A 20637-nucleotide genomic window follows, 5' to 3' on the forward strand; every position below is an offset into this window, starting at 1 on the left:
CGATGCGGGATCGATGGAGTCTATCAGGTTATCGAGAACCAGCGGTTCGGCTCCAGGTTCGCTGTAATACGTCAGGACCATGTGGGCTATATTATATTGTATTGCTTTAACATACGCAATGTTCAGCTTTTCTTCGGCTACGCCCATCGCCTTCAGGGTAAAAAACTTTGCAATTGCAAAATCCTCACAATCACCGGCCTTCTTACAGAGAAACTCAAGAGGCGTCGCCCAGTAATCCTGCACCCCCCAGAGGTCAATGTCGCTTACAAATCGAATCCTGCTGTTATAGAAATCATTTACTTTCTTAAGTTTTTCCCGGTCCGAGGGGCTTTTATCCTTGTGGATCAACTCTTCCCAAGCAGTGAACCGTGCCGGCGCCTCGTTGCCGCACTTCTCTTCTGCTTTCTTCAGGAACTCTTTATCGAAGCGAAAGAGCGTCTCCGTGATGACCGGCACTGCAATCATCAAAGCTATGATAACTGCCAGAATCAGCCGGATTGGCGCTCTTTTTTTTAAATATTTACGCACGGTAGTCGGAGTCAACCTGTCCCAAATTTTATCTCCTGATGTATCTGATTCCCGTCATAACCGCTGCTTCTCATTCTTTAATGAACCCCTTGACTTCTTTTTCAAAAGAATAGGATTCCTCTTTTCCATCTTTTGTCAGAATCTTTACGGTGTAGACATTCATATTGAGTATCTGTCCCTCGATGACCTTCCCATTATTTAAAACGATCCCTTTGATAATTTTGGGCTTGTCTGTAAGAGCGGATGGCAGGGGACTTGCCGCGGCAGCGGGTTCTTTTGCCGGAGTGGCTGCTTCTGAGACACTTGCCTCAGCCGGGGGAGTTTTCATCTCTTCCTGCTTAAGAGGTTCGCTGGCTGGCGGAGGAACAGCCGCCGGCTCAGCCGGCTTTGGGGCCTCGATTACCGGCGGGGCAGCGGGAGCTGCATCAGCAGGCTTAGGAGGCTCACTGGCAGGCAGAGCCACTGCTGCTGGTTCAGCCGCCTGGGGGGTTTCGGCTACTGGTGGGGCTGCGGGAGCTGCATCAGCAGGCTTAGGAGGCTCGCTGACAGAAGGAGCTGCCGCTGGTTCAGCCGCTTTGGGGGCTACTGCAGTTACCGGTGCGGCAGCGGGCGTCGCGCCGTCTATACGGCTCTCTTCAGGCCATTGCAGACCCAAGGTATTTACTAATTTGCCGAGACTGTTCAGCACCCTGTATTCGGCATATAGCATATCATACCGGGAGTTTGCGAGACTCGCCTTGGCGGTAATATACTCTGCCTGTGTATCCAGCAGGTCGAACATGGTGCGTCTTCCTATATTCCATTGCGCTGTAAAGGCATCTGCGGTTGCGCCCGTTGCCTTCACATATTCTTCGAGGAAAACGACTTTTTCCTGAGCCGCTTTATAGGCCTCCCAGGAGAGGCGAACGGACTGTATTATCTGACGCTTGGTGTTATTTAGTATTGCTTCTGCTTCTTTGATTTGCTGAGCTGTCTGCGAGATGCGGGCCTTATTATACCCCCCATTAAAGATATTGAAATTTAACGAGGCAGTCGCCGTCAGGTTCTCCTGATAGCCGGGGGCGTTGACTGCATCATTTTGCCACGCATAATCAACTGCCAGATCAATAGTCGGATACAGTTGACTCTGAGCAGTTTTATACTGTGCCTGCCTGGCGTCTAGATCGGCTTGGGCAGACTTGAGAATAGGATAGCCTTGCAGCGCCAATATCTCTGCCTCTTTCATTGACTCAGGAATGACTGATCCCATTGATTGGGGTTTAGTCAGGTCTTCCGGCAAACGGCCGATGACCGCTTGGTAGGATGTTTTGGCATCAATATTGTTTGCCGCAGCTATAACAGCATTGGACTGTGATAAAGCCAAACGTCCCAACACCTGATCGAGATCGGCTTTACGGTCAACACCGGACACACTTCTCAACTTCATCTGATCGGCTATCCTTTGATGATTAGTCAAGTTCTCTTTGGCCAGCTCAGCCAGATCAAGGTTGCGGAGCACATCTATGTAAACCTTGGATGCCAGCAGGGCGACATTCTCTGACGTACCCTGTAATAGCATACGCCTGGGAATTAGCGGCCGACTTGAGGCGATCCACCTCATAGTCAGTCCCGAAAAAACGGAATAAATTTTGGCGGAGGCTCACAACTGTAGATTTCGGCCATATCGTATCATACAGGGGGTGACTGTATTTCGTCATGCCAGCCCCAGAGGATACACCAAGACTGGGATAATATCCCGCCTTGGCCTGTAAGACTTCCTGGTCTTTTGCCAGGCGATTATAGGATGCGGCCTTGATATCGGGATTTGTTTGCAGCATGTATTTGATTGCATCCTGCAGTGTTTCTCCAGAGGCAACACCACCGCTCATAAGAAGAACCGCTGTAACTAGTACAAATAGGTGCTTAGTAAAAAATCTCATCTTTCTAACCTCCTGAATAACATTAATAGACTCCCACCTTAACTTGTAGATGGGAACATCAACAATATTGCTTCCTACCAAAGACTACCAGCTACATTATAATTGCCGATTATCATACTTTTTTATAGAAAGGTATCAAAATATTTTATAAAAGTTTTTGCGCCGTCTGAGCAACATGTTCGGCCGTGATGCCGAACTTTTCGTAAAGCACATTGGCCGGCGCACTGGCCCCGAAACCATCCATGCCGACCACGGCGCCATCTAAGCCCACGTAATGTTCCCAGCCCAGTTTCACGCCTGCTTCGACAGCCACCCGGACTTTTACGGCGGGCGGCAGCACGAAGTTGCGATAGTCCACCGTCTGGCAATCGAAAAGCTCCCAGCTCGGCATAGATACCACCCGGGTTTTGATCCCCGCCGCGGCCAACTTCTGGCCGGCTTCCAGGGCAATCATCACCTCCGAGCCGGTGCCGATCAGGATCACTTCCGGTATGTCCGATCCGGACTCCCAGAGTATATAGGCGCCTTTCCGTAGATCGGCGGCCGATCCTATCCTATCGCCGGTCAGCACAGGCAGATTCTGACGGGAAAATATCAGCGCCGTCGGTCCCTGCCGGTTTTGGAGGGCCGCCTTCCATGATTCCACGGTTTCCGCTGCGTCGGCAGGCCGGATCACGGTCAGGTTCGGTATGGCGCGCAGGCTCAGCAGGTGCTCAACGGGTTGATGCGTCGGGCCGTCCTCGCCGACGCCGATACTGTCGTGCGTAAAGACAAAGATGGTTGGCAGCCCCATCAGCGCCGCCAGGCGCATGGGGGGGCGCATGTAATCGGCAAAGGTCAGGAATGTGGCAGTGTAGGGAATTATTCCTCCGTGGAGAGCGAGGCCCACAGCAACAGAACCCATGGCGTGTTCCCGCACACCGAAGTGCAGGTTGCGCCCCGAGTATCCCCAGGCGCCTCCTACCTTGCCCTGAATGTCTTCCCCGGCAAGGGAGGGAGGTTGAAAATCGCCCTCGCCTTTCAACCAGGTAAACGTGGACGGATTAAGGTCGGCCGAACCTCCCATCAACTCGGGAACAGAGGCGGCCAACGCCTGCATGACCATCTCCGAGACTTTGCGGGTGGCGATATCTTTGGATCCGGCGGGAAACTGCGGCAGATTTTTATCCCAACCGGCCGTCAGCTCCCCTTGCATGGTACGGCTGAATTCTGCGGCCGGTATGGGAAAGTCCCGGATGTAGCCTTGAAAGAGTTTTTTCCAGCTATCTTCCGACGCTTGTCTGATTTTTCTGGCTTCCTGAAAAGATGCGGTTACTTCTTCGGGAACGAAGAAGGTTGGTTCTGCCGGCCAGCCCAGACAATTCTTGGCCCCGGCGAGTTCCGTTGGCCCCAGCGGCGCACCATGGGCTTCGCAGGAATCCTGTTTATCCGGCGCCCCGTAGCCGATGTTGGTTCGCACGGCAATCAGCGAGGGACGGGTCGTTTCCGCCTGGGCCTGGCGGATGGCCCGGTCAATTTCCTCGCCGTCGTTACCGTTTTCTACGTGCAGGGCCTGCCAGCCGCAGGCGACGAAACGATTGCCCACATCTTCGGTAAAGGAAAGAGCCGTTGCTCCGGCGAGGGACACCCGGTTGTCATCATACAAGACAATCAGCTTGCCCAGGCCGAGGTGTCCCGCCAGCGAGCAGGATTCATAGGTCACACCTTCCATCATATCGCCGTCGCCGGCCATGACGTAGGTAAAATGGTTGACGATGTTGTAACCGGGACGGTTATAGCGGGCGGCCAGGTGCGCCTCGGCAATTGCCATACCCACGGCATTGCTGATCCCCTGACCCAGCGGGCCGGTGGTGACTTCCGTGCCGGGCGGATGATTACGTTCCGGGTGCCCCGGCGTTTTGCTGCCCCATTGCCGGAAGGATTTCAGGTCATCCAGAGAGATGTCGTAACCCGTCAGATAGAGCAGGGAATACAGGAGCATGGAGGCATGGCCGGCGGAAAGAACAAAGCGGTCCCGATCCACCCAGCCGGGGTGGGATGGATTATGTTTTAAATGTCTCGTCCAGAGCGTATAAGCGGTGGCGGCGGCTCCCATCGGCATGCCGGGGTGCCCCGATTTTGCCTTTTCTATGGCATCGGCAGCCAGAAAGCGGATGGTGTTGATGCATTTTCCGTCCAATTCGGTCATGAGATTCTCCCGGTAGATATAAAGATGGCTTCTTCTATCAACGTTACCTTTAGTTTATATTTTTGCCTAAGGCGGTTCATCTTGTCAAGACAATAATTGCTCTTCGCATCCATCACTAAAATATTAAGATAAACAAGGCATTCCAAAAGAACTTGACTTCGGCACGGTATAAATATATGTCACTTGCGGACGAGTTTCCTGTAATCATATTAACGATCCTGATTTCAATATATATTTGAGCAAGTTGGCTCAGGCCAACTTTTTTATATTTTAAGAAAGCATAGCGGCATATGAAAAAAAGACTGACCAGGCTTTTGGAGGAGACGATTCAGGATTGCGCGGCCCAAGGGTTGATCCCCCCGGTGGTGTTGCCACCTCTTGAGGTAGGGTTGCCCAGGGACGTCGGCCACGGCGATTATGCCACCAATATCGCGATGATCCTGGCCTCACGTTTGAAAATGAATCCCCGCCGGATTGCCGAGATTATTGTCGCCGGGATGCAAACGGCTGATGATATCCTGGAAAAAATCGAGATTGCCGGCCCCGGGTTTATTAATTTTTTCATCAAGGATGATGTCTGGTGCCAACTCCTGCAGGATATTGATGACCAGGGCGAGCATTATGGAGAAAATGAGCTGGGTGGCGGCCGGAAGGTGCAGGTGGAATTTGTGAGCGCCAACCCCACCGGTCCCCTGCATATCGGCCATGCCCGTGGCGCCGTGGTGGGGGATGTCATCGCCAATATATTAGCGGCCTGTAATTATGCAGTCTTCCGGGAATATTACATCAACGATGCCGGCAACCAGATGCAAAACCTGGGCCGGTCCGTGCTGTTGCGCTATCAGGAGTTGCGGGGCGAACAGACGGATTTTCCCGAGAACTGTTACCGGGGAGACTACATTAAGGACATCGCCAGGGGTATCAGGCAAAAAGAAGCAGGCGGTCAGTCACGGGAGCAGGAGCATGGCATTGCCTATTATACCGACTATGCCGCGGGGGAGATACTGACTGGTATCAAGGCCGATCTGCAGGACTTTGGCGTAGTTTTTGACGGTTATTTCAGCGAGAAGGAACTCTACCAGGACGATGCCGTCCTGAAGCTTTTGGACGCGCTGGAGGGTAAGGGGTTTGTCTACCAAAACGACGGCGCCCGCTGGTTCAAAAGCACCGTTTTCGGTGATGAGAAGGATCGCGTGGTCGTCAGAAATAACGGCGAACCCACCTATTTCGCAGCCGATATTGCCTATCATCAGCATAAATATGCGCGCGGGTTCGACAAGGTGATTGACATCTGGGGCGCCGATCACCACGGTTATATTCCCCGTTTGCAGGCGGTTGTCCAGGCCCTGGGCTATGAAAAAACATCTCTGCAGATAGTCCTGGTGCAGCTTGTTAATCTGCTCCGGGACGGCAACCCCGTGGCCATGTCCACGCGGTCGGGAGAATTTGTCACCATGAGGGAGGTGGTGGACGAGGTGGGAAAGGATGCCGCCCGGTATAACTTTCTCATGCGGCGTTCGGACAGCCACCTTGATTTTGATCTCGAACTCGCGAAAAGACAATCCAATGAAAATCCCGTTTATTACGTGCAATATGCCCATGCCCGGATATGCAGCATCTTGGCCATGGCTCGGGAGAAGGGCTATCAAGTGTCCGCTTTTGGTGATACGGATGTGGGGCGACTGAATCTGGCCGAGGAAGTGGCTCTGATCAAGGAAATCAGCCGTTTCCCCGAGGTAGTCGCAGGAGCGGCGCAGACGCTGGAGCCTCACCGACTGACATTTTACTTGAATGACCTGGCCGGAGTTTTTCATAATTACTATAACAAGCATCGCGTTGTTTCCCCCGATGACGATCTCACCAAAGCAAGGTTGTTATTGATGAAATCAGTGCGGACCGTGATAAGAAGCGCGCTTGGCTTGCTGGGTGTTTCTGCGCCGGAGCAGATGTAAACCTTGCCTGACCTGTCGGTATTTATTGGACGGAAAAAACATGGCATCCAGGAATCCGAAAAATTTGGAATTCAAGCTGGGTAAGCAGGGCCTCCTGCTGTTTGTGGCCGGCATGTCGCTCCTGTTGTTTGCGGTTTTTATTATTGGCGTCATGGTGGGAGCTCATATTGACGCTTATCCGGAAAAGATTGCCCAAAGCATACCGGCAATAATCCGCCGGCAATTGTCTCATCCGGCGATAACGACCGGGAAGGCGGCGACAGTTCGGGAGGAGGCCAAGGTCCCACCGGCGAGTGGGGAAAATATTGTTGTCGCGCCCCTGCCGGAGCCCTTTGTCCCCAGGGAAGATTTGCCGGCAGGGTCAACCGGAGCAGAAGAAAAGAAAGCGAGCCGGACAGTTCCCGCCGATCCCGGGGCTGCCGTCAGGACACCACCGCCCCCTGCCGCGGCCGGTACTCCTCTTCCCGAGGTGGGAGGAAAATATTCAGTCCAGGTGGTATCTTTTAAGAGCCCCAAAGTGGCGGAGCAGTTCTGTAAGAAAATTACGCCGCTGGGCTTTAAACCACGCGTGGTGAGGGTTGAATTACCCAATAAAGGCAAGTGGTTTCGGGTGATAGTGGATGGTTTTGCCTCCCACGATGAGGCGCAGCAGGCGGCCGGTATGCTGGCTAAAAATATTAAGGGTGTAAATTGTATTGTGCGCCCCCGCAATTGATGAAGGTAAAGTCATGTTAGAAGATCTAACCGGAAAATTAGAGAAGATTTTTAAAAAAATCAGAGGTTACGGACGTCTTGATGAAGAGAATATCAAGGCAGCCCTGAAGGAAATTCGCCTGGCCCTCCTGGAGGCGGACGTTAATTTTAAGGTAGTGAAAGATTTTATTGAAGATATCCGAGTCCGAGCCGTTGGTCAGGAGGTGATGGACAGCATCACCCCCGGCCAGCAGGTGGTAAAGATCGTTCATGACCGGCTTGCTGAATTAATGGGGGGGACCAGCAGTTACATAAAATTCGGCGGCCGTATCCCCGCGCCCATCATGCTGGCCGGTCTCCAGGGAAGCGGCAAAACGACAACGGCCGTTAAGCTGGCCCGGTTGCTGGCCCAGGATGGCAAGAAGGTCTATCTCGTCTCGGCTGATGTCTATCGGCCGGCGGCCATCGAGCAGTTAAGGGTTATGGGTGAAAAGATCGGCGCCGGCTTCTTCGATGGAAAAGGACTCAGCGATCCGGTGCAGATCTGCGTGCTCGCCATGGAAGATGCCAAAAGCAAAGGCTATGAGGTGGTTATTGTTGATACCGCCGGGCGTTTGCATATAGATACGGCCATGATGCAGGAGCTGAAGCTGATCCAGGAGGCAATTAAGCCCTCGGAGATACTCTTTGTGGCCGATGCCATGACCGGCCAGGATGCCGTAAACGTAGCGGGTAAATTCCACGAGCTGCTCGGCATTGATGGTGTTATTCTGACCAAGATGGATGGCGATGCCCGGGGTGGGGCGGCCCTGTCCCTCAAGGCGGTCATCGGCAAGCCCATCAAGTTTGTGGGGATAGGTGAAAAGATTGAAGCCCTGGAGGTTTTTCACCCCGAACGGATGGCCTCCCGCATCCTCGGCATGGGTGATATCCTTTCCTTGGTGGAGAAGGTTCAGGCCACGGTTGATGAAAAGTCCGCGCAGGAGCTGGAAAGGAAGATCAGAAAAAATGAATTTTCCCTGGATGATTTCAAACAGCAACTGGCTCAGATACGCAAGATGGGTTCCCTCCAGGATATTCTCGGTATGATTCCGGGTTTGAATAAGATAAAAGCGGTCCAGCAGATAAAACCTGACGACCGGGAACTGGTTAAAATTACCGCGATCATTGATTCTATGACGGGCAAGGAGCGGCTGAATTATCTGATCATTGACGGTCAGAGGCGCAAACGCATAGCGCGGGGCAGTGGCACGGAAGTGCAGGATGTCAACCGCCTGCTGAAAAATTACGCGGAAATGAGAAAGATGATGAAAAAATTATCGTCCAAAGGGGGGATGAAATCGCTCAAAAGAGGCAATTTCCCCTTTTAAAAATAATTAACATGTGATAATACTCCTCGTCTGAAATTTTCTGAATATAGAAAGTGATTAAGCACAGGATAATATAAAAATTTTGGGAGGTGATCGGTAAACGTAATGGCAGTCAAAATTAGATTGGCGCGTATGGGGGCGAAAAGTAAGCCGTTTTACAGGATTGTGGTGGCTAACTCCGAGTCGCCGCGGGACGGCAGGTTTTTGGAAATCGTGGGCAATTATGATCCGCAGAAAAATCCGGCAGAGGTTACTGTGAAAGAGGATCGCATCGTCGCCTGGATTTCCAAGGGGGCCAAGCCTACCTTGACCGTATCGCAGTTACTGGAAAAGAAGGGGATCATGGCGCGGGCATAACAGGTAGATATAGATTCATTTCTTGAAAATCCTGGGAGGTTTTGCGATGAAAGAGTTGGTCAAGTACATGGCGCAAGCTTTGGTGGATAATCCTGATGTAGTTGATGTTTCCGAAGTGATTGGCGAGCAGACTTCCGTGATTGAACTGCGAGTGGCGAAAGAAGATCTGGGCAAGGTAATCGGCAAGCAGGGTAGAACCGCCAAGGCGATGCGCACTATCCTGAGCGCGGCCTCAACGAAGATACGCAAACGAACCGTTTTGGAGATTATTGAATAAACGGATGGATTTTCTCGAGATTGGCAAGATTGTTAAAGCCCAGGGGCTCAAAGGTCGTGTCAAGGTTCTTTCCTATCTGGAATCCGGCGCAGAGATGCTGCAATCCCTGGATGAAGTTTTTATCAGCCAGGGAAAAGATAAGCATGTCGGCTTCGCCTTGAAAAATTTCCAGGTCAAGGGGAAGTGCTTTTATCTGGACCTGGCCGGTATCGAGAATATTGATCAGACAGCGGCCCTATTGGGATGTTCGGTGCTGGTTCCGGCTGATAAAATGGGGGCCTTGCCGGAAGGCGAGTATTACTGGCAGCAGTTGATTGGCCTTACGGTAATGACCGAAGCAGGGACGCTAATCGGCACGTTGGCAGAGATATTTCCTACCGGCAGTAACGATGTTTTTGTTTGCCGCGGTGGAGCGAAAGAGATTCTGCTGCCGGCCATTGCCGATGTGGTGCTCACGGTTGACCTGGAAAAAAAGATAATGGTAGTCCGGTTGCCGGAAGGATTGTAGCCTTTTTCATGATAAGATTCGACATCCTTTCTGTCTTTCCGGAAATGTTTTCCTCTCCCCTCCAGACGAGCCTTTTGAAGAAGGCCCAGGAAAAGGGGCTGATTGATGTTCGGCTTTGGGACATCCGCCATTATGCCGAAGACAAGCATCGCATGACCGACGATGCCCCCTACGGCGGTGGCGGCGGCATGGTCATGAAGGTGGAGCCGATTGACCGGGCCTTGGCGGCGGTGGCGCCCGCGCCGGGGGAAACGCTGGTCATTTTGCTTACCCCTCAAGGTGAGACTTTTAATCAGCAGATGGCCGAGCAGCTTTCCCGGTATGAGAGACTGGTGCTGGTTTGTGGTCATTACGAAGGTGTGGACGAAAGAGTCAGGGAATATCTGGTGGAAAAGGAAGTTTCCATCGGTGATTATATTCTCACGGGCGGCGAGTTGTCGGCCCTGGTGCTGGTTGATGCCGTTTCCCGGTTGATTCCCGGCGTGCTGGGGAATAGTGAGTCGGCTGCCTGCGATTCCTTTTCCATGGGGCTTTTGGAATATCCCCATTATACACGGCCCGGCTCTTATCGAGGCTGGGATGTTCCCGAGGTGTTGCTTTCCGGCAACCATGCGGAAATCGAGCTCTGGCGCCGTAAGGAGTCGCTGAAAAGAACCTGGGAGCGACGGCGCGATTTACTGGACAAGACACGGCTCTCGGAGAAAGACGGCCGGTTGCTGCAGGAAGCGTTGCTGGGTAAGGACGAGCGATAGCAACATGGTGGAAAATATTATATTGAATTTCAGAAAGAGGAGTTTTTTAGATGAATATCATTGAAATGCTGGAAAAGGAACAGATGCGGGGAGACATCCCGGACTTCAAAAGTGGTGATACCGTGAAGGTATATGTACGCATCATTGAAGGACAAAAGCAGAGAATACAGGCTTACGAAGGCGTTGTGATCCGCAAGAGGCAGGGCGATTGCCGCTCCAGCTTCACAGTCCGGAAAATGTCCTATGGTGTCGGTGTGGAGAGAACCTTCCCCCTGCATTCACCGATCATAGATAAGATCGAGGTCGTGACCCGGGGAAAGGTGAGGCGTTCCCGTCTATACTATCTCCGTAGTCTCCGCGGCAAGAAAGCCAAGATTAAGGAATTGAGAAAACCAGTTTAGTAAGTTGGGAATTATTTACCGCAGGGCTTTCTCTCATGAATCGTTTCGAACGGAATGCCTATCAGAGCGGTTACAACCTGATCGCCGGTATTGACGAGGCGGGGCGGGGGCCGCTGGCTGGCCCGGTGGTGGCGGCGGCAGTCATCCTGCCTTGGGAATACGAGCAAGGCGAGATTAACGATTCCAAAAGGCTTTCCGCATCAAAAAGAGAAAAATTATATGACATCATCTGGGCCGACGCCCTGGCCGTAGGTCTGGGCGTCGTTGAAGCCGCCGTAATTGACGAGGTTAACATCCTGCAGGCGACCTTAATGGCCATGAGGGAGGCCTGCGCAGAGCTTAACCCCGCCCCCGACTTTCTTATCATTGACGGCATCAACTCCATCTCCCTGCCCATCCCCCAGCAAACGCTGATTAAGGGCGATTCCCGCAGTATTTCCGTGGCCGCCGCGTCCATTATTGCCAAAGTATCGAGAGACTGGATCATGGAGATTTATCACCGGCAGTTTTCGCAGTACAATTTTATAAAAAATAAAGGTTACGGCACCAGGGAACACCTGGCAGCGATCAGGGAATTCGGGCTCTGCAAGCTGCACCGGCGAACATTTCGGATGGGACGGATGGGCCTTACGGATAAGACGGCCGGCGTGAGGGAGAGTTACGATCTTTTCCCCTCGTTATAAAGGAGTCAGGTTGAAGGATTTGGCGAGGATCAGGACCGGGAAAAAGGGAGAGGATCTTGCCGTCGTTCATTTGCAGCAGCTTGGTTACCGCATTCTGGAACGTAATTATCGCTGCCCGTTAGGCGAGATAGATATTGTGGCCAAGGACAAAGATACCATTGTCTTTGTGGAGGTCAAGAGCAGGAGAACGGAGGAGTTTGGCGACCCGGAACTGGCCGTGGGCAAGACTAAACAGAGGAAAATGACCCTGGTTTCACTTTACTATCTGGCCCAGAAAAAAGATTCCCCGGTGCAGGCCCGTTTCGATGTGGTGGCGGTAAAAATGTTACGCGACCGTACGGAAGTGAAACTGATTCAAGATGCCTTTGAACTGGCGGCTGTTTAACGACGCGGGCCTAGGGCAGAATTTGCTCGACCAGCGCCTAAACATGCTTGTGCCGAAAGCCAATCGGTTTACAGGTATGTGCTCCCCTCAAAATATCCGCCTGAGAGGGGAGTTTGTAACATACTGGATGGTTTAATTTTTGATTCCTGCCAGTCTTTTGGCCATTTTTTTCTTGCTCTCCGTGTCGCTTTCCCGGAAAATGGTCACCCTGTGTGCCTCAGGGGAGCCGCCACCATGTATATCCGAGATGGTGTCGGCGCTTTCAAGGGCAAGCTTTTCGGCCAACCGGTACATCCTGATGCGATTCTCGACAGGGACAGAGTCTACACCCTTCATGTATTTCTTGAGCAGTTCACCTATCTCAGGGTTCGCGAAATCTCTGTCAGAGGGTAAATCCGCGACATAACCGCCGCATGCGTCAATCATCAGCCGTATGGCCTCGGCAAGTTCTTTGCCTTCGTGAATTTTGGAGGCGTTGGCGAGGACCGTGTCTATGAAATAGTGGCCTGAGGGCTGTTTCTTGCCTTCATAGGAAGAGGCGAGACAGCAACCATAGAGCGTCTCGGCCCTGTGGATCATGTCGATGACCTTTTGTTTGAGGTGACCGGCCTTGACCGTTCCGTTGTAGTCCATCATAGTGAGGGCTGCCCCGATCATACAGTCTATTTTGCCGGACTTGCAGCCACCGTGGCTCTGCCGGTGGAAAGAGGAGAATTTTATGACCATCTCAGCGGCAAATTCGGTCTCTCCGCACAGGAAGACGCGATTCCAGGGGACGAATACGTTATCGAAGATGAGGGTGGGGCAGTATTTGGAATAGTATATGTTACCGATATCACAGCCTTCGAGTTCACGCATATCGAGGGTGGATCTGCCGACAACGTGTATCAGTCCCTTTGTATCGGAAGGGATGGCGAAGGCGATGGAGTAGTCTGCATCCGCCTTGGTCATTGCCCGTGTGGGAAGCACTATGATCTCGTGGGATGAAAGAGAACCAGTCTGATGCGCCTTGGCCCCGCGCACGATGATGCCGTCATCACGTTTTTCGACGACGTGGAGGAACATGTCCTTGTCAACCTGCTCATTCGGGTTGAGGGAGCGATCACCCTTCACGTCGGTAACGCCGGCATTCCCGGTGAGGTCGTTCTTCTGCATGTACTTCAGGAATTCTATAAAATTTTTATTGTATGGCGTACCATATTTCTTATCAATGTCGTAGGTCACGATAGCGAGCGTGGAGAGGCAGTCAAGCCCCGTGCAGCGCTGGTGGCATGTTCCGACGTAGTTGGCCATCTTGCGGTTCACCTTGACGCGCGCGACGAGGTCTTCGATACTCGCGGGTGGCAGGGTAAAACGGCTCACCGGCTCGTTGATGAGAGGGCTTGTGGTGATGAAGAGCTCTTTGTTTTCTTCCTTCATGGCCATCTCATAGGTGGCTGCTGTTGACTCAATCCCGGCGCGGATACGAGGGTTATCAACTACGTTGGTGATACGTTCTCCAAACATATAGGCGGTTGGTTTGAGTGCCCGGATAGATTCGATATATTCTTCTTTTGTCTTAAGCCCCATGGTGTGATACTCCTCTTATTCAAAGTATTTATTTTCTTTAGAGATCAGTCCGTTCCTGCTCCGCAAGCATCTTTTTGATGCTGGACATGACCTGGATTTTCACGTTGGTAAGATGGTTCTTGAGCACTGACTGTGCCCTTTCGAGGCTGCGCAGCGCGACGGCATCATATACCTCCTGGTGAGCCTGATCGGAGGATGAGAGTGACGCTATGGGAAAGTAATTGCCGCCGTATTTGAGAAACAGCATATCAAAGACGTTTTGCAGAATGCGTATCTGTGTGGTTTTACCGGAAAGAGAGGCCAGGGTCATATGGAATTCCCTGTTTTTGAAGAGCCTTTCTTTTAGATAGAATTCCCTTTCCGCGGAGAGATGGGCCTCAAGCGCCGCCTTGAGTTTGTTGAGACCCACTTTATCAATCTTCTCGATAGCGGTGGGGACGAGAGAAGGTTCAATAAGTTCCCTGATCTCGTAAAGCTCCTCTACCTCTTTAAGGCTGAAGGGCGCCATGATGTAACCACGGTTCGGTTCATGCTGGACAAACCCCTGTAATTCAAGCCATTTAAGTGCTTGGATGATCGGGGTAGGGCTCAAATCAAGCCTTTCGGCGAGGTCTCTGTAGGCTATCCTCTGGCCCGGCACAAGTTCCTTGTTGTAAAGCATGTGCCTGATGCCCTTATAGGCGATCTGGCTGCTATCTTTCTGTTCTTTTTTAATTTTATCTTTGATCATGGAACGACTCTACAATAATTAAATTAAATATGCAATATAATTTTTATTTTTTAAATTAAAATATTTCATACAACATTAAATCAAATATACGATTATTTTCGTTGACATATCGGCGCAGTTGTTTTATTCTCTGGGACTGTAATAAGTAAAGATGTATTTCGCGACATAAAAATTTATTTAAAGGAACAATAGCTATTATGAGACTTCATGAATACGAGGCTTTAGATATTTTTGAGCACAACGGCATCCCCGTTCCGCGCCGCGCGGTCGTCTCCACAATGCACGAAGCCCTTCGTGTGGCTGGTGAGATAGGATACCCCGTTATTCTGAAGGCGCAGGTCCTTGTCGGGGGCCGTGGCCTGGCAGGCGGCATCAAGACCGCATCCTCACCGGAAGAATTAAAAGAGGTAGCCGAGTCCCTGCTTGCCTCTGATATCAAGGGGCTGCCAGTCCTCAAGCTTCTCGTCTGCGAGAAGGTGGAGATCGCCAAGGAACTCTATCTCGGCATTACTGTAGACGGATATTCAGGCCAGCCGGTTATCCTGGTGAGCACTGAGGGCGGTATGCTCATCGAAGAGACGGCGAGGACTTCGCCGGAGAAGATCGCCTCAATCCATATTGACCCATCTTTCGGGTTTTACCCCTATAAGGCCCGCGCCCTCTTGAGGATGCTCGGCCTGAAACAACAGCTCATCACCTCCTGGACAGATGTAATCGGCCAGTTATTCAAAGTTGCAACGCACTACGAGGCCCTGATCTGCGAGATAAATCCCCTTGTCATTCTACCTAACGGCGGACTGATCGCCGTTGACGCCGTATTGGAAGTAGACGATTCGGCCGTATCAAGGGCGCGTTTTCCCCTGCCTGACCGGATCGAAAGGATCGAGCACCCGCTCGAGCGCAGGGGCAGGGAAATAGGCATCACATACGTTGACCTCGATGGGGATATCGGACTTATCTCCTCGGGCGCCGGTCTCGGCATGGCCTCCACGGACATCATCGGCGACAAGATGAAACCTGCCAACTTCCTCGAAACGGGGGGGGGGATTACCGCCGACCTGCTCTATAAATGCATGGAACTTATCATGATGAAACCTGGGTTGAGGGCTATATTTATAAACGTGTACGGAGGCATCAATCCTATCCACGAAGGAGCCAAAGGTGTGGTGCGTTACATAAAGGAGCATAACGTGAAAATACCCGTCGTTGCCAAAGCCCTCGGAAACCGCCAGGAGGAGACATGGGATATCTTGCGTTCCGCCGGTGTCCATGTTGTGACGGAGGCAGCTACTGAAAAAGCGGTAGAGCGCATATATGAACTTGTAGGACGAGGTTAAAAATGAGTATACTAATAAACGATTCAACGCGTGTCATCGTGCAGGGCATCACCGGCCGTATAGGAAGCACACAAGCCCGCTGGATGCTGGAATACGGCACAAAGGTCGTCGGCGGCGTGACCCCCGGCAAAGGTGGGGCCATCGTCGAGGGGCTGCCTGTCTTTAACAGCGTCGCTGAGGCCGTGAAGGAGACAGGTGCCAACGCCTCGGTTTTTTTCGTCCCTGCCGCCTTTGTCCTTGACGCGTTTATGGAGACCATAGACGCGGGGATTAAGCTGATTGTCATTGTACCTGAACATATTCCTGTCCATGATGTTATAAAGATGCGCAACTATGCGATCGAGAGGGGCGTGTTTGCCCTGGGTCCCACAACCCCCGGTATCCTCGTTCCGGGCAAGGGCAAGATGGGCATCATGCCCGCGTCCATGTTCGCTCCCGGCCGTGTAGGCGTTATCTCCCGAAGCGGCACCCTCTCGTATGAATTCGCGGGCATCCTCTCCGAGAATAATGTGGGACAGAGCACCGTTGTCGGCATGGGCGCCGATCCGGTTGTACTGAGAAACCTCGCCGATATCCTTGAACTCTTTGAGGAAGATGATGGCACTGATGCGGTGATTATAGTAGGTGAGGTGGGCGGCGAGCAGGAAGAGAAGGCCGCCGGATTCATCGCCAGAAGGATGACCAAGCCTGTTGCGGCCTACATCGCAGGGCGCTACGCGCCGCAGGGAAAACGGATGGGCCATGCGGGCGCCATCGTACGCGGCGTCTCGGGAACGGTTGCAGGCAAGCAGGAGGCGTTGAGGGCCGCAGGAGCCACAGTTCTCGAATCCCCCATACATGTCGCCGAGTGGGCAGTTAAAAATAATTTGAGTTAGTGTCCACTTGAAAAATCAGGCCCAAAGAAAGGTCTAAACTTTGTACAGAATCCCTTACGGCAGATCCAACGTCGAATTTGAATTGCCGCCTGGCATGCGCGGCACGCTGTTGGTATCCAAAACGGTAAAGCCGGTTGCCGATGGGCAGGCAGCGGTTGCACAGGCACTAGCTCACCCCATTGGATCACCGCCTCTCTGTAATATAGCACGCCCAGGCGACCGGGTCTGCATTGTTTTTACCGACATCACCCGCGCCAGCCCAGACCATATTTTGGTGCCGGCCCTTCTGAAGGAGCTGGAAGAAACGGGGGTGCGAGACGATGACATCACGCTTTTGTGTGGCGTCGGCATGCACCGGCCTTCGACGCAGGAAGAAAAAGTTGTCAAGCTGGGAGCGGACATTGCGGCGCGCTATCGTGTGATTGACAACGATCCGTGCAATCCCGCTATGCTGGTTGATTTGAGCGTTACTCCCGGCGGTGTGCCGGTCATAATACATCGAGCGGCGGTGGATGCCGACTTGCTGATCGCTACCGGCTTGGTGGAGCCTCATCAGTACGCAGGCTATTCAGGCGGCCGTAAGACCGTGGCCATCGGCGCTGCAGGCGAAGGGCTCATCGCTCACACCCATGGCCCAGCCTTTGTGGACCATCCGGACACCCGCTTGGGCCGTATCGAAGGCAATCCTTTTAATGAGGCAGTCACCGAGGCAGCACGCCGCGCCAATCTTCGCTTCATCCTCAATGTCGTGCTCAATGACGACCAATTGATCCTCAAGGTCGCCGCCGGCGACACCGACGCTGCATTTCAAAAACTGGTCGCCTTTGCCAGGTCCGTCTTTGAAGTGCCCATCTCTCAGCAGTACGATGTGGCCATTGGCGGGGTGGGCTTTCCCAAGGATGCCAATCTCTATCAGGCCAGCCGGGCGCCATCGTATCTGCACTTCGCACCTGTCCCCGTGGTCCGGCCAGGCGGGTACTATATCATCCCGGCCCGGTGCGAAGAAGGCGCCGGAGAAGGCCTTGGTGAGCAGCGGTTCCTTGCCGCCATGCGCGATGCCCCTGATATTCAGTCCATTCTGGACAATGCGCGCCGGTATGGCTATCCGCCGGGCCAGCAGCGGGCATTTGTCATGGCGAAGGTGCTCGAACAGACGAACGTGATCATTGTCGGCAGTGAGTGCCCGGATGTGATTGCCGCTTGCAAGATGATTCCTGCTGAGACGATGGATGAGGCATTAGCACTGGTTGCGAGCAAATCAGGATCTAATCTTGACGTTCTGATTGTGCCGCACGCCATGCTGACGTTACCATCTATTACCGCGTAAGGGCCCGTTAAGAAAGCCTTATCAGTTATTATTGATAAGGAATTACTTTTTCAGGGTAGACGCATATCACGGGAAAAATCGTCCTCCAAAAGCTGCGGCTTTCAACCCGAAATTTACAGGTGTGTTTGAAGAAGAAATATCAAATTGCTGCTTATTTATAACACCTACAACTGCTGACACACAATTTTTTATTAGGAGCGCAGATTGCGAGTTGAACAGTGCAAACTTGCTGAGGGGCACCGATTTTGCACCGTTTCACTCGTGATACCCTAAAGACATTTTCTGACGCTTTGGTTCATACATTCGTAGGTCTCTCTCATAGTGCCAGTTCCCTCTGCTGCAAAATAGTTGACTAAATATTTCCACTTTACTTTATTGAAATTAGCTCAACCTCAAAGAGAAGAGTTGCATTTGGTCCAATAATGTTACCGACCCCCTTTTCTCCATAAGCAAGATTTGACGGTATGAAAAGTTGCCATTTTGCACCTACCTTCATTAATAGCAGGGCCTCTTTCCAGCCGGATATGACGCCATTAACCGAAAAAGTTGCCGGTTCACCACGACGATAAGAGCTGTCAAACTCTTTCCCATCAATGAGAGTGCCCCGATAATTAACGGTTATAGTATCAGTCACCTTTGGTTTATTGCCGGTTCCCTCTTTGATTACCTTAAGTTGTAGGCCACTTCTAAGAGTTAACACACCTTCCTTTTTCTTATTTTCCGCATGGAACAAATCACCTTCTTGCTTGTTCTTCTCCGCCAAGCTCTTAGTAGCTTCAAGCCGTGTGGTCTCTTCAGTGGTCGAACTAAATGGTCGTTTCCCCATCGCAAGCTGCTGCCGCTCCGCCTCGATCTTACGACGCTCTGTGGCCAACTGTTCACGCTCCGCATCGAGCGTCTTCTGCCGTTCAATCTCCTGTTTTTCTCTTGCCAGCTCCTGCCTTTCCCGCTCCAGGGCTTCCTTCTGACCCGTTGACGCGGCAGGCTGGTTGTTCTGTGCGCTACCAGATGGATTGAAATAAAACTGTCCCTCCAGTGAGGACAACTCCCAAGGAACCTGACCGGTTTCCCTCTTTACTTTTGTTCGCACATTGATAAAGACATCGCCTATGGTATGTCCAGGAGCCTGGATATACTGGAGCAACGCTGCTGTGTATGGACTGTTGCGCCCGTCACCATCGCGAGCTACATTACCGGGGCTGGTGGAATAGGAAATAAACGTACCTGACGGCGCACTACTAACGATGGCTAGACCCCTTGCGGCGTTCCTGAAACTGCGGGCGTAAGGATTATCCCGGCAGGCATCGAGCATGACGATATTAAGACCATTGTTGGCTGTTGCCATTTCGTCAAGGATTCTATTTGCATCAACTGCTTGGTACTTTACGTCTGACTCCTTGTTTATTCTGGTCCCAATCGGCAATAGATAGTTTGTTCCATTCACCTGCATCCCGTGGCCGGCATAGTAAAATAAGCCAACACCACCGCGTTTCAGGTTGTTGCCAAACACCTCAATAACTTCCTCCATCTCCCGTAATCCGACGTCTTTCTTGAGAGTGACATTAAACCCGAGCTTCTTCAGCATTGCAGCCATATCAGTGACGTCATTGACGGGGTTCTTCAGAGGACCGGAACTGTATGCACTGTTGCCGATGACCAAGGCGGTTCGCTGTTCCTGGGCAGTATATGCGATACTCGGGGGTGCGTAGGGCATGGCATTGTGTGATGCCCGCGCAGCGGCGGGGACACTAAGGTCGGTCGGGTCTAGGGTAGGCGCGGTTCTGGGCGTTGGTGCCGCGATAACCGACGGGCTATCGAGGTAGGCTGTGATAGTCTCCATCGGGACATACCCTACCTGCCGGCGCCCGTCGGGAAAGATGATGGTGGGCAGGGCGTTGATGCCCAGGGACTGCGCAAGAGTCACGGTCCTGTCGACGGCGTCGCTTTTACAGTCCTGGGTGGGGATCGGTATTCCAGCAAAACTGTCTTCGAGCATCAGCAGTGAAGAGATGCAGAGGATGCTTTTGGACTTCCTATAGGCGTCCTTGTGCGTGGCCAAAGGAAAGAGCTTGATATAAAAGGCGATGTCGTCACGCCTCTCCACGATCTTCTTGAGCTCCGAGTGCAGCTTTGCACAGTATGGACAGTCTGGATCAGTGAATACTACAGCCTTCTTCGGTGCGGCGCGGTCGCCCATGACCAGGGCGTGCTCCTGTAGCTGATCTCCGATAGCCACCTGCGACGTCCCGGTGACGACAAAGGCGGAAGCCGATGCTTCCTGAAAGAGGAACCCAAGAGCGATCAGCAAAAATAACGTCCGCTTGAGGAAGTTCCACATCGTTTCTGGCATATTGGTCCTCTTCTTTTTTTCTGCCCGCTGAGTGGTTACACAGCAGTGCTATTGAATTGAATTGCTAAGAACTTGTTTTTGCGTGATTTAAGGATACGGTAAAGGCGCCTGGTATGTCAATGAAATTGTATCGCAACCTGTTGTGGCGGGATGGGATTTGACTTTGGCATTCTCTATAAACTTGTGCAACTCCGCAAATGCAGATTACTACTTGAAAGGGTGGATATCTATCAGAATTATCGGATGCTCAATTACAGGAAGCACATCTCGCCCCCGCTCATCGAAATAATCAGCCACCCGAGCTTGCAACTTTGTACACAAAATACTCAGGTTAAATCAAGGGATAAATTAAACGTTTCAGTCATCTAACCTACCACTGGAGGAAAAAAGTAGCGTCTATTTTATCCGACACGGAATGCAGTTCTGCTAATCCAGC

Annotated in this window: 19 protein-coding genes and 1 pseudogene; 13 read left to right on the forward strand and 7 right to left on the reverse strand. The window is 52.1% G+C overall.

The window, feature by feature from the left end; all coding sequences use genetic code 11:
* From NT140_13590 to tkt, 3 genes are all read right to left on the reverse strand, one after another.
* Positions 1–528, reverse strand: a 528-nt coding sequence (locus NT140_13590; GenBank protein ID MCX5832887.1) for a transglutaminase-like cysteine peptidase, incomplete at its 3' end; no start/stop codon positions are given.
* A gap of 70 nt (positions 529–598) precedes the next feature.
* Entirely contained in the window at positions 599–2086 is a 1488-nt protein-coding gene (locus NT140_13595) for a TolC family protein (protein MCX5832888.1), read from the reverse strand.
* Positions 2087–2592: 506 nt separating this feature from the next.
* Complete coding sequence (gene tkt, locus NT140_13600; GenBank protein ID MCX5832889.1) at positions 2593–4635, reverse strand: transketolase; 2043 nt, start codon at positions 4633–4635, stop codon at positions 2593–2595.
* Between the two features lie 290 nt (positions 4636–4925).
* On the opposite strand from tkt, the gene argS reads away from it, so the two are divergent.
* The 10 genes from argS (at position 4926) to NT140_13650 (ending at position 12013) form a co-directional block, all read left to right on the forward strand.
* Positions 4926–6587 carry an arginine--tRNA ligase gene (gene argS, locus NT140_13605; protein ID MCX5832890.1) on the forward strand — a complete coding sequence of 554 codons (1662 nt, stop codon included), beginning with the start codon at positions 4926–4928 and terminating at the stop codon, positions 6585–6587.
* Positions 6588–6627: 40 nt separating this feature from the next.
* On the forward strand, positions 6628–7302 hold the full coding sequence (locus tag NT140_13610) for an SPOR domain-containing protein (GenBank protein MCX5832891.1): 675 nt from the start codon (positions 6628–6630) through the stop codon (positions 7300–7302).
* A gap of 13 nt (positions 7303–7315) precedes the next feature.
* On the forward strand, positions 7316–8650 hold the full coding sequence (gene ffh / locus NT140_13615; GenBank protein ID MCX5832892.1) for a signal recognition particle protein: 1335 nt from the start codon (positions 7316–7318) through the stop codon (positions 8648–8650).
* Positions 8651–8755: 105 nt separating this feature from the next.
* Positions 8756–9007, forward strand: coding sequence for a 30S ribosomal protein S16 (gene rpsP / locus NT140_13620; GenBank protein MCX5832893.1), 252 nt, complete (start codon positions 8756–8758; stop codon positions 9005–9007).
* A gap of 46 nt (positions 9008–9053) precedes the next feature.
* A complete protein-coding gene (locus tag NT140_13625) occupies positions 9054–9284 on the forward strand; it encodes a KH domain-containing protein (GenBank protein MCX5832894.1) in 231 nt (76 codons plus the stop codon).
* Entirely contained in the window at positions 9277–9792 is a 516-nt protein-coding gene (rimM, locus tag NT140_13630; protein ID MCX5832895.1) for a ribosome maturation factor RimM, read from the forward strand. Before NT140_13625 ends, rimM begins: the two co-directional genes overlap by 8 nt.
* Positions 9793–9803: 11 nt before the next feature.
* Positions 9804–10544, forward strand: a complete 741-nt coding sequence (trmD, locus tag NT140_13635; protein MCX5832896.1) for a tRNA (guanosine(37)-N1)-methyltransferase TrmD — start codon at positions 9804–9806, stop codon at positions 10542–10544.
* Positions 10545–10594: 50 nt separating this feature from the next.
* Positions 10595–10945, forward strand: a complete 351-nt coding sequence (gene rplS / locus NT140_13640; protein ID MCX5832897.1) for a 50S ribosomal protein L19 — start codon at positions 10595–10597, stop codon at positions 10943–10945.
* A gap of 35 nt (positions 10946–10980) precedes the next feature.
* Positions 10981–11628 carry a ribonuclease HII gene (locus tag NT140_13645; protein ID MCX5832898.1) on the forward strand — a complete coding sequence of 216 codons (648 nt, stop codon included), beginning with the start codon at positions 10981–10983 and terminating at the stop codon, positions 11626–11628.
* Between the two features lie 10 nt (positions 11629–11638).
* Positions 11639–12013 (forward strand): YraN family protein, encoded by a 375-nt coding sequence (locus tag NT140_13650; protein ID MCX5832899.1) that lies wholly within the window; start codon positions 11639–11641, stop codon positions 12011–12013.
* 132 nt (positions 12014–12145) lie between these two features.
* Here the strand turns inward: NT140_13650 and NT140_13655 are convergent, their stop codons facing one another.
* Both NT140_13655 and NT140_13660 read right to left on the reverse strand, forming a co-directional pair.
* A complete protein-coding gene (locus tag NT140_13655) occupies positions 12146–13582 on the reverse strand; it encodes a 4-hydroxybutyryl-CoA dehydratase (GenBank protein ID MCX5832900.1) in 1437 nt (478 codons plus the stop codon).
* Positions 13583–13619: 37 nt separating this feature from the next.
* Positions 13620–14312 (reverse strand): GntR family transcriptional regulator, encoded by a 693-nt coding sequence (locus NT140_13660; protein ID MCX5832901.1) that lies wholly within the window; start codon positions 14310–14312, stop codon positions 13620–13622.
* Positions 14313–14509: 197 nt separating this feature from the next.
* Here NT140_13660 and NT140_13665 point away from each other — a divergent pair, with 197 nt between their 5' ends.
* Genes NT140_13665 through larA form a run of 3 tightly spaced genes read left to right on the forward strand, consistent with a single transcriptional unit; the run spans position 14510 to position 17851 of the window.
* Entirely contained in the window at positions 14510–15649 is a 1140-nt protein-coding gene (locus tag NT140_13665) for a succinate--CoA ligase subunit beta (protein ID MCX5832902.1), read from the forward strand.
* Positions 15650–15651: 2 nt separating this feature from the next.
* Positions 15652–16524, forward strand: coding sequence for a succinate--CoA ligase subunit alpha (sucD, locus tag NT140_13670; protein ID MCX5832903.1), 873 nt, complete (start codon positions 15652–15654; stop codon positions 16522–16524).
* Between the two features lie 40 nt (positions 16525–16564).
* Positions 16565–17851: a nickel-dependent lactate racemase gene (gene larA, locus NT140_13675; protein ID MCX5832904.1), complete on the forward strand. Its 1287-nt coding sequence runs from the start codon at positions 16565–16567 to the stop codon at positions 17849–17851.
* 367 nt (positions 17852–18218) lie between these two features.
* On the opposite strand, the gene NT140_13680 is transcribed toward larA, so the two are convergent.
* Both NT140_13680 and NT140_13685 read right to left on the reverse strand, forming a co-directional pair.
* The gene (locus NT140_13680; protein ID MCX5832905.1) at positions 18219–18896 is read right to left on the reverse strand and encodes an FKBP-type peptidyl-prolyl cis-trans isomerase; all 678 of its coding nucleotides are present in this window, start codon (positions 18894–18896) and stop codon (positions 18219–18221) included.
* Positions 18894–20048, reverse strand: a pseudogene (locus NT140_13685) (caspase family protein). Before NT140_13685 ends, NT140_13680 begins: the two are co-directional and overlap by 3 nt.
* Positions 20049–20637: the final 589 nt, after the last annotated feature.

The organism is Deltaproteobacteria bacterium (assembly GCA_026388415.1).
Lineage (GTDB): Bacteria > Desulfobacterota > Syntrophia > Syntrophales > JACQWR01 > JAPLJV01.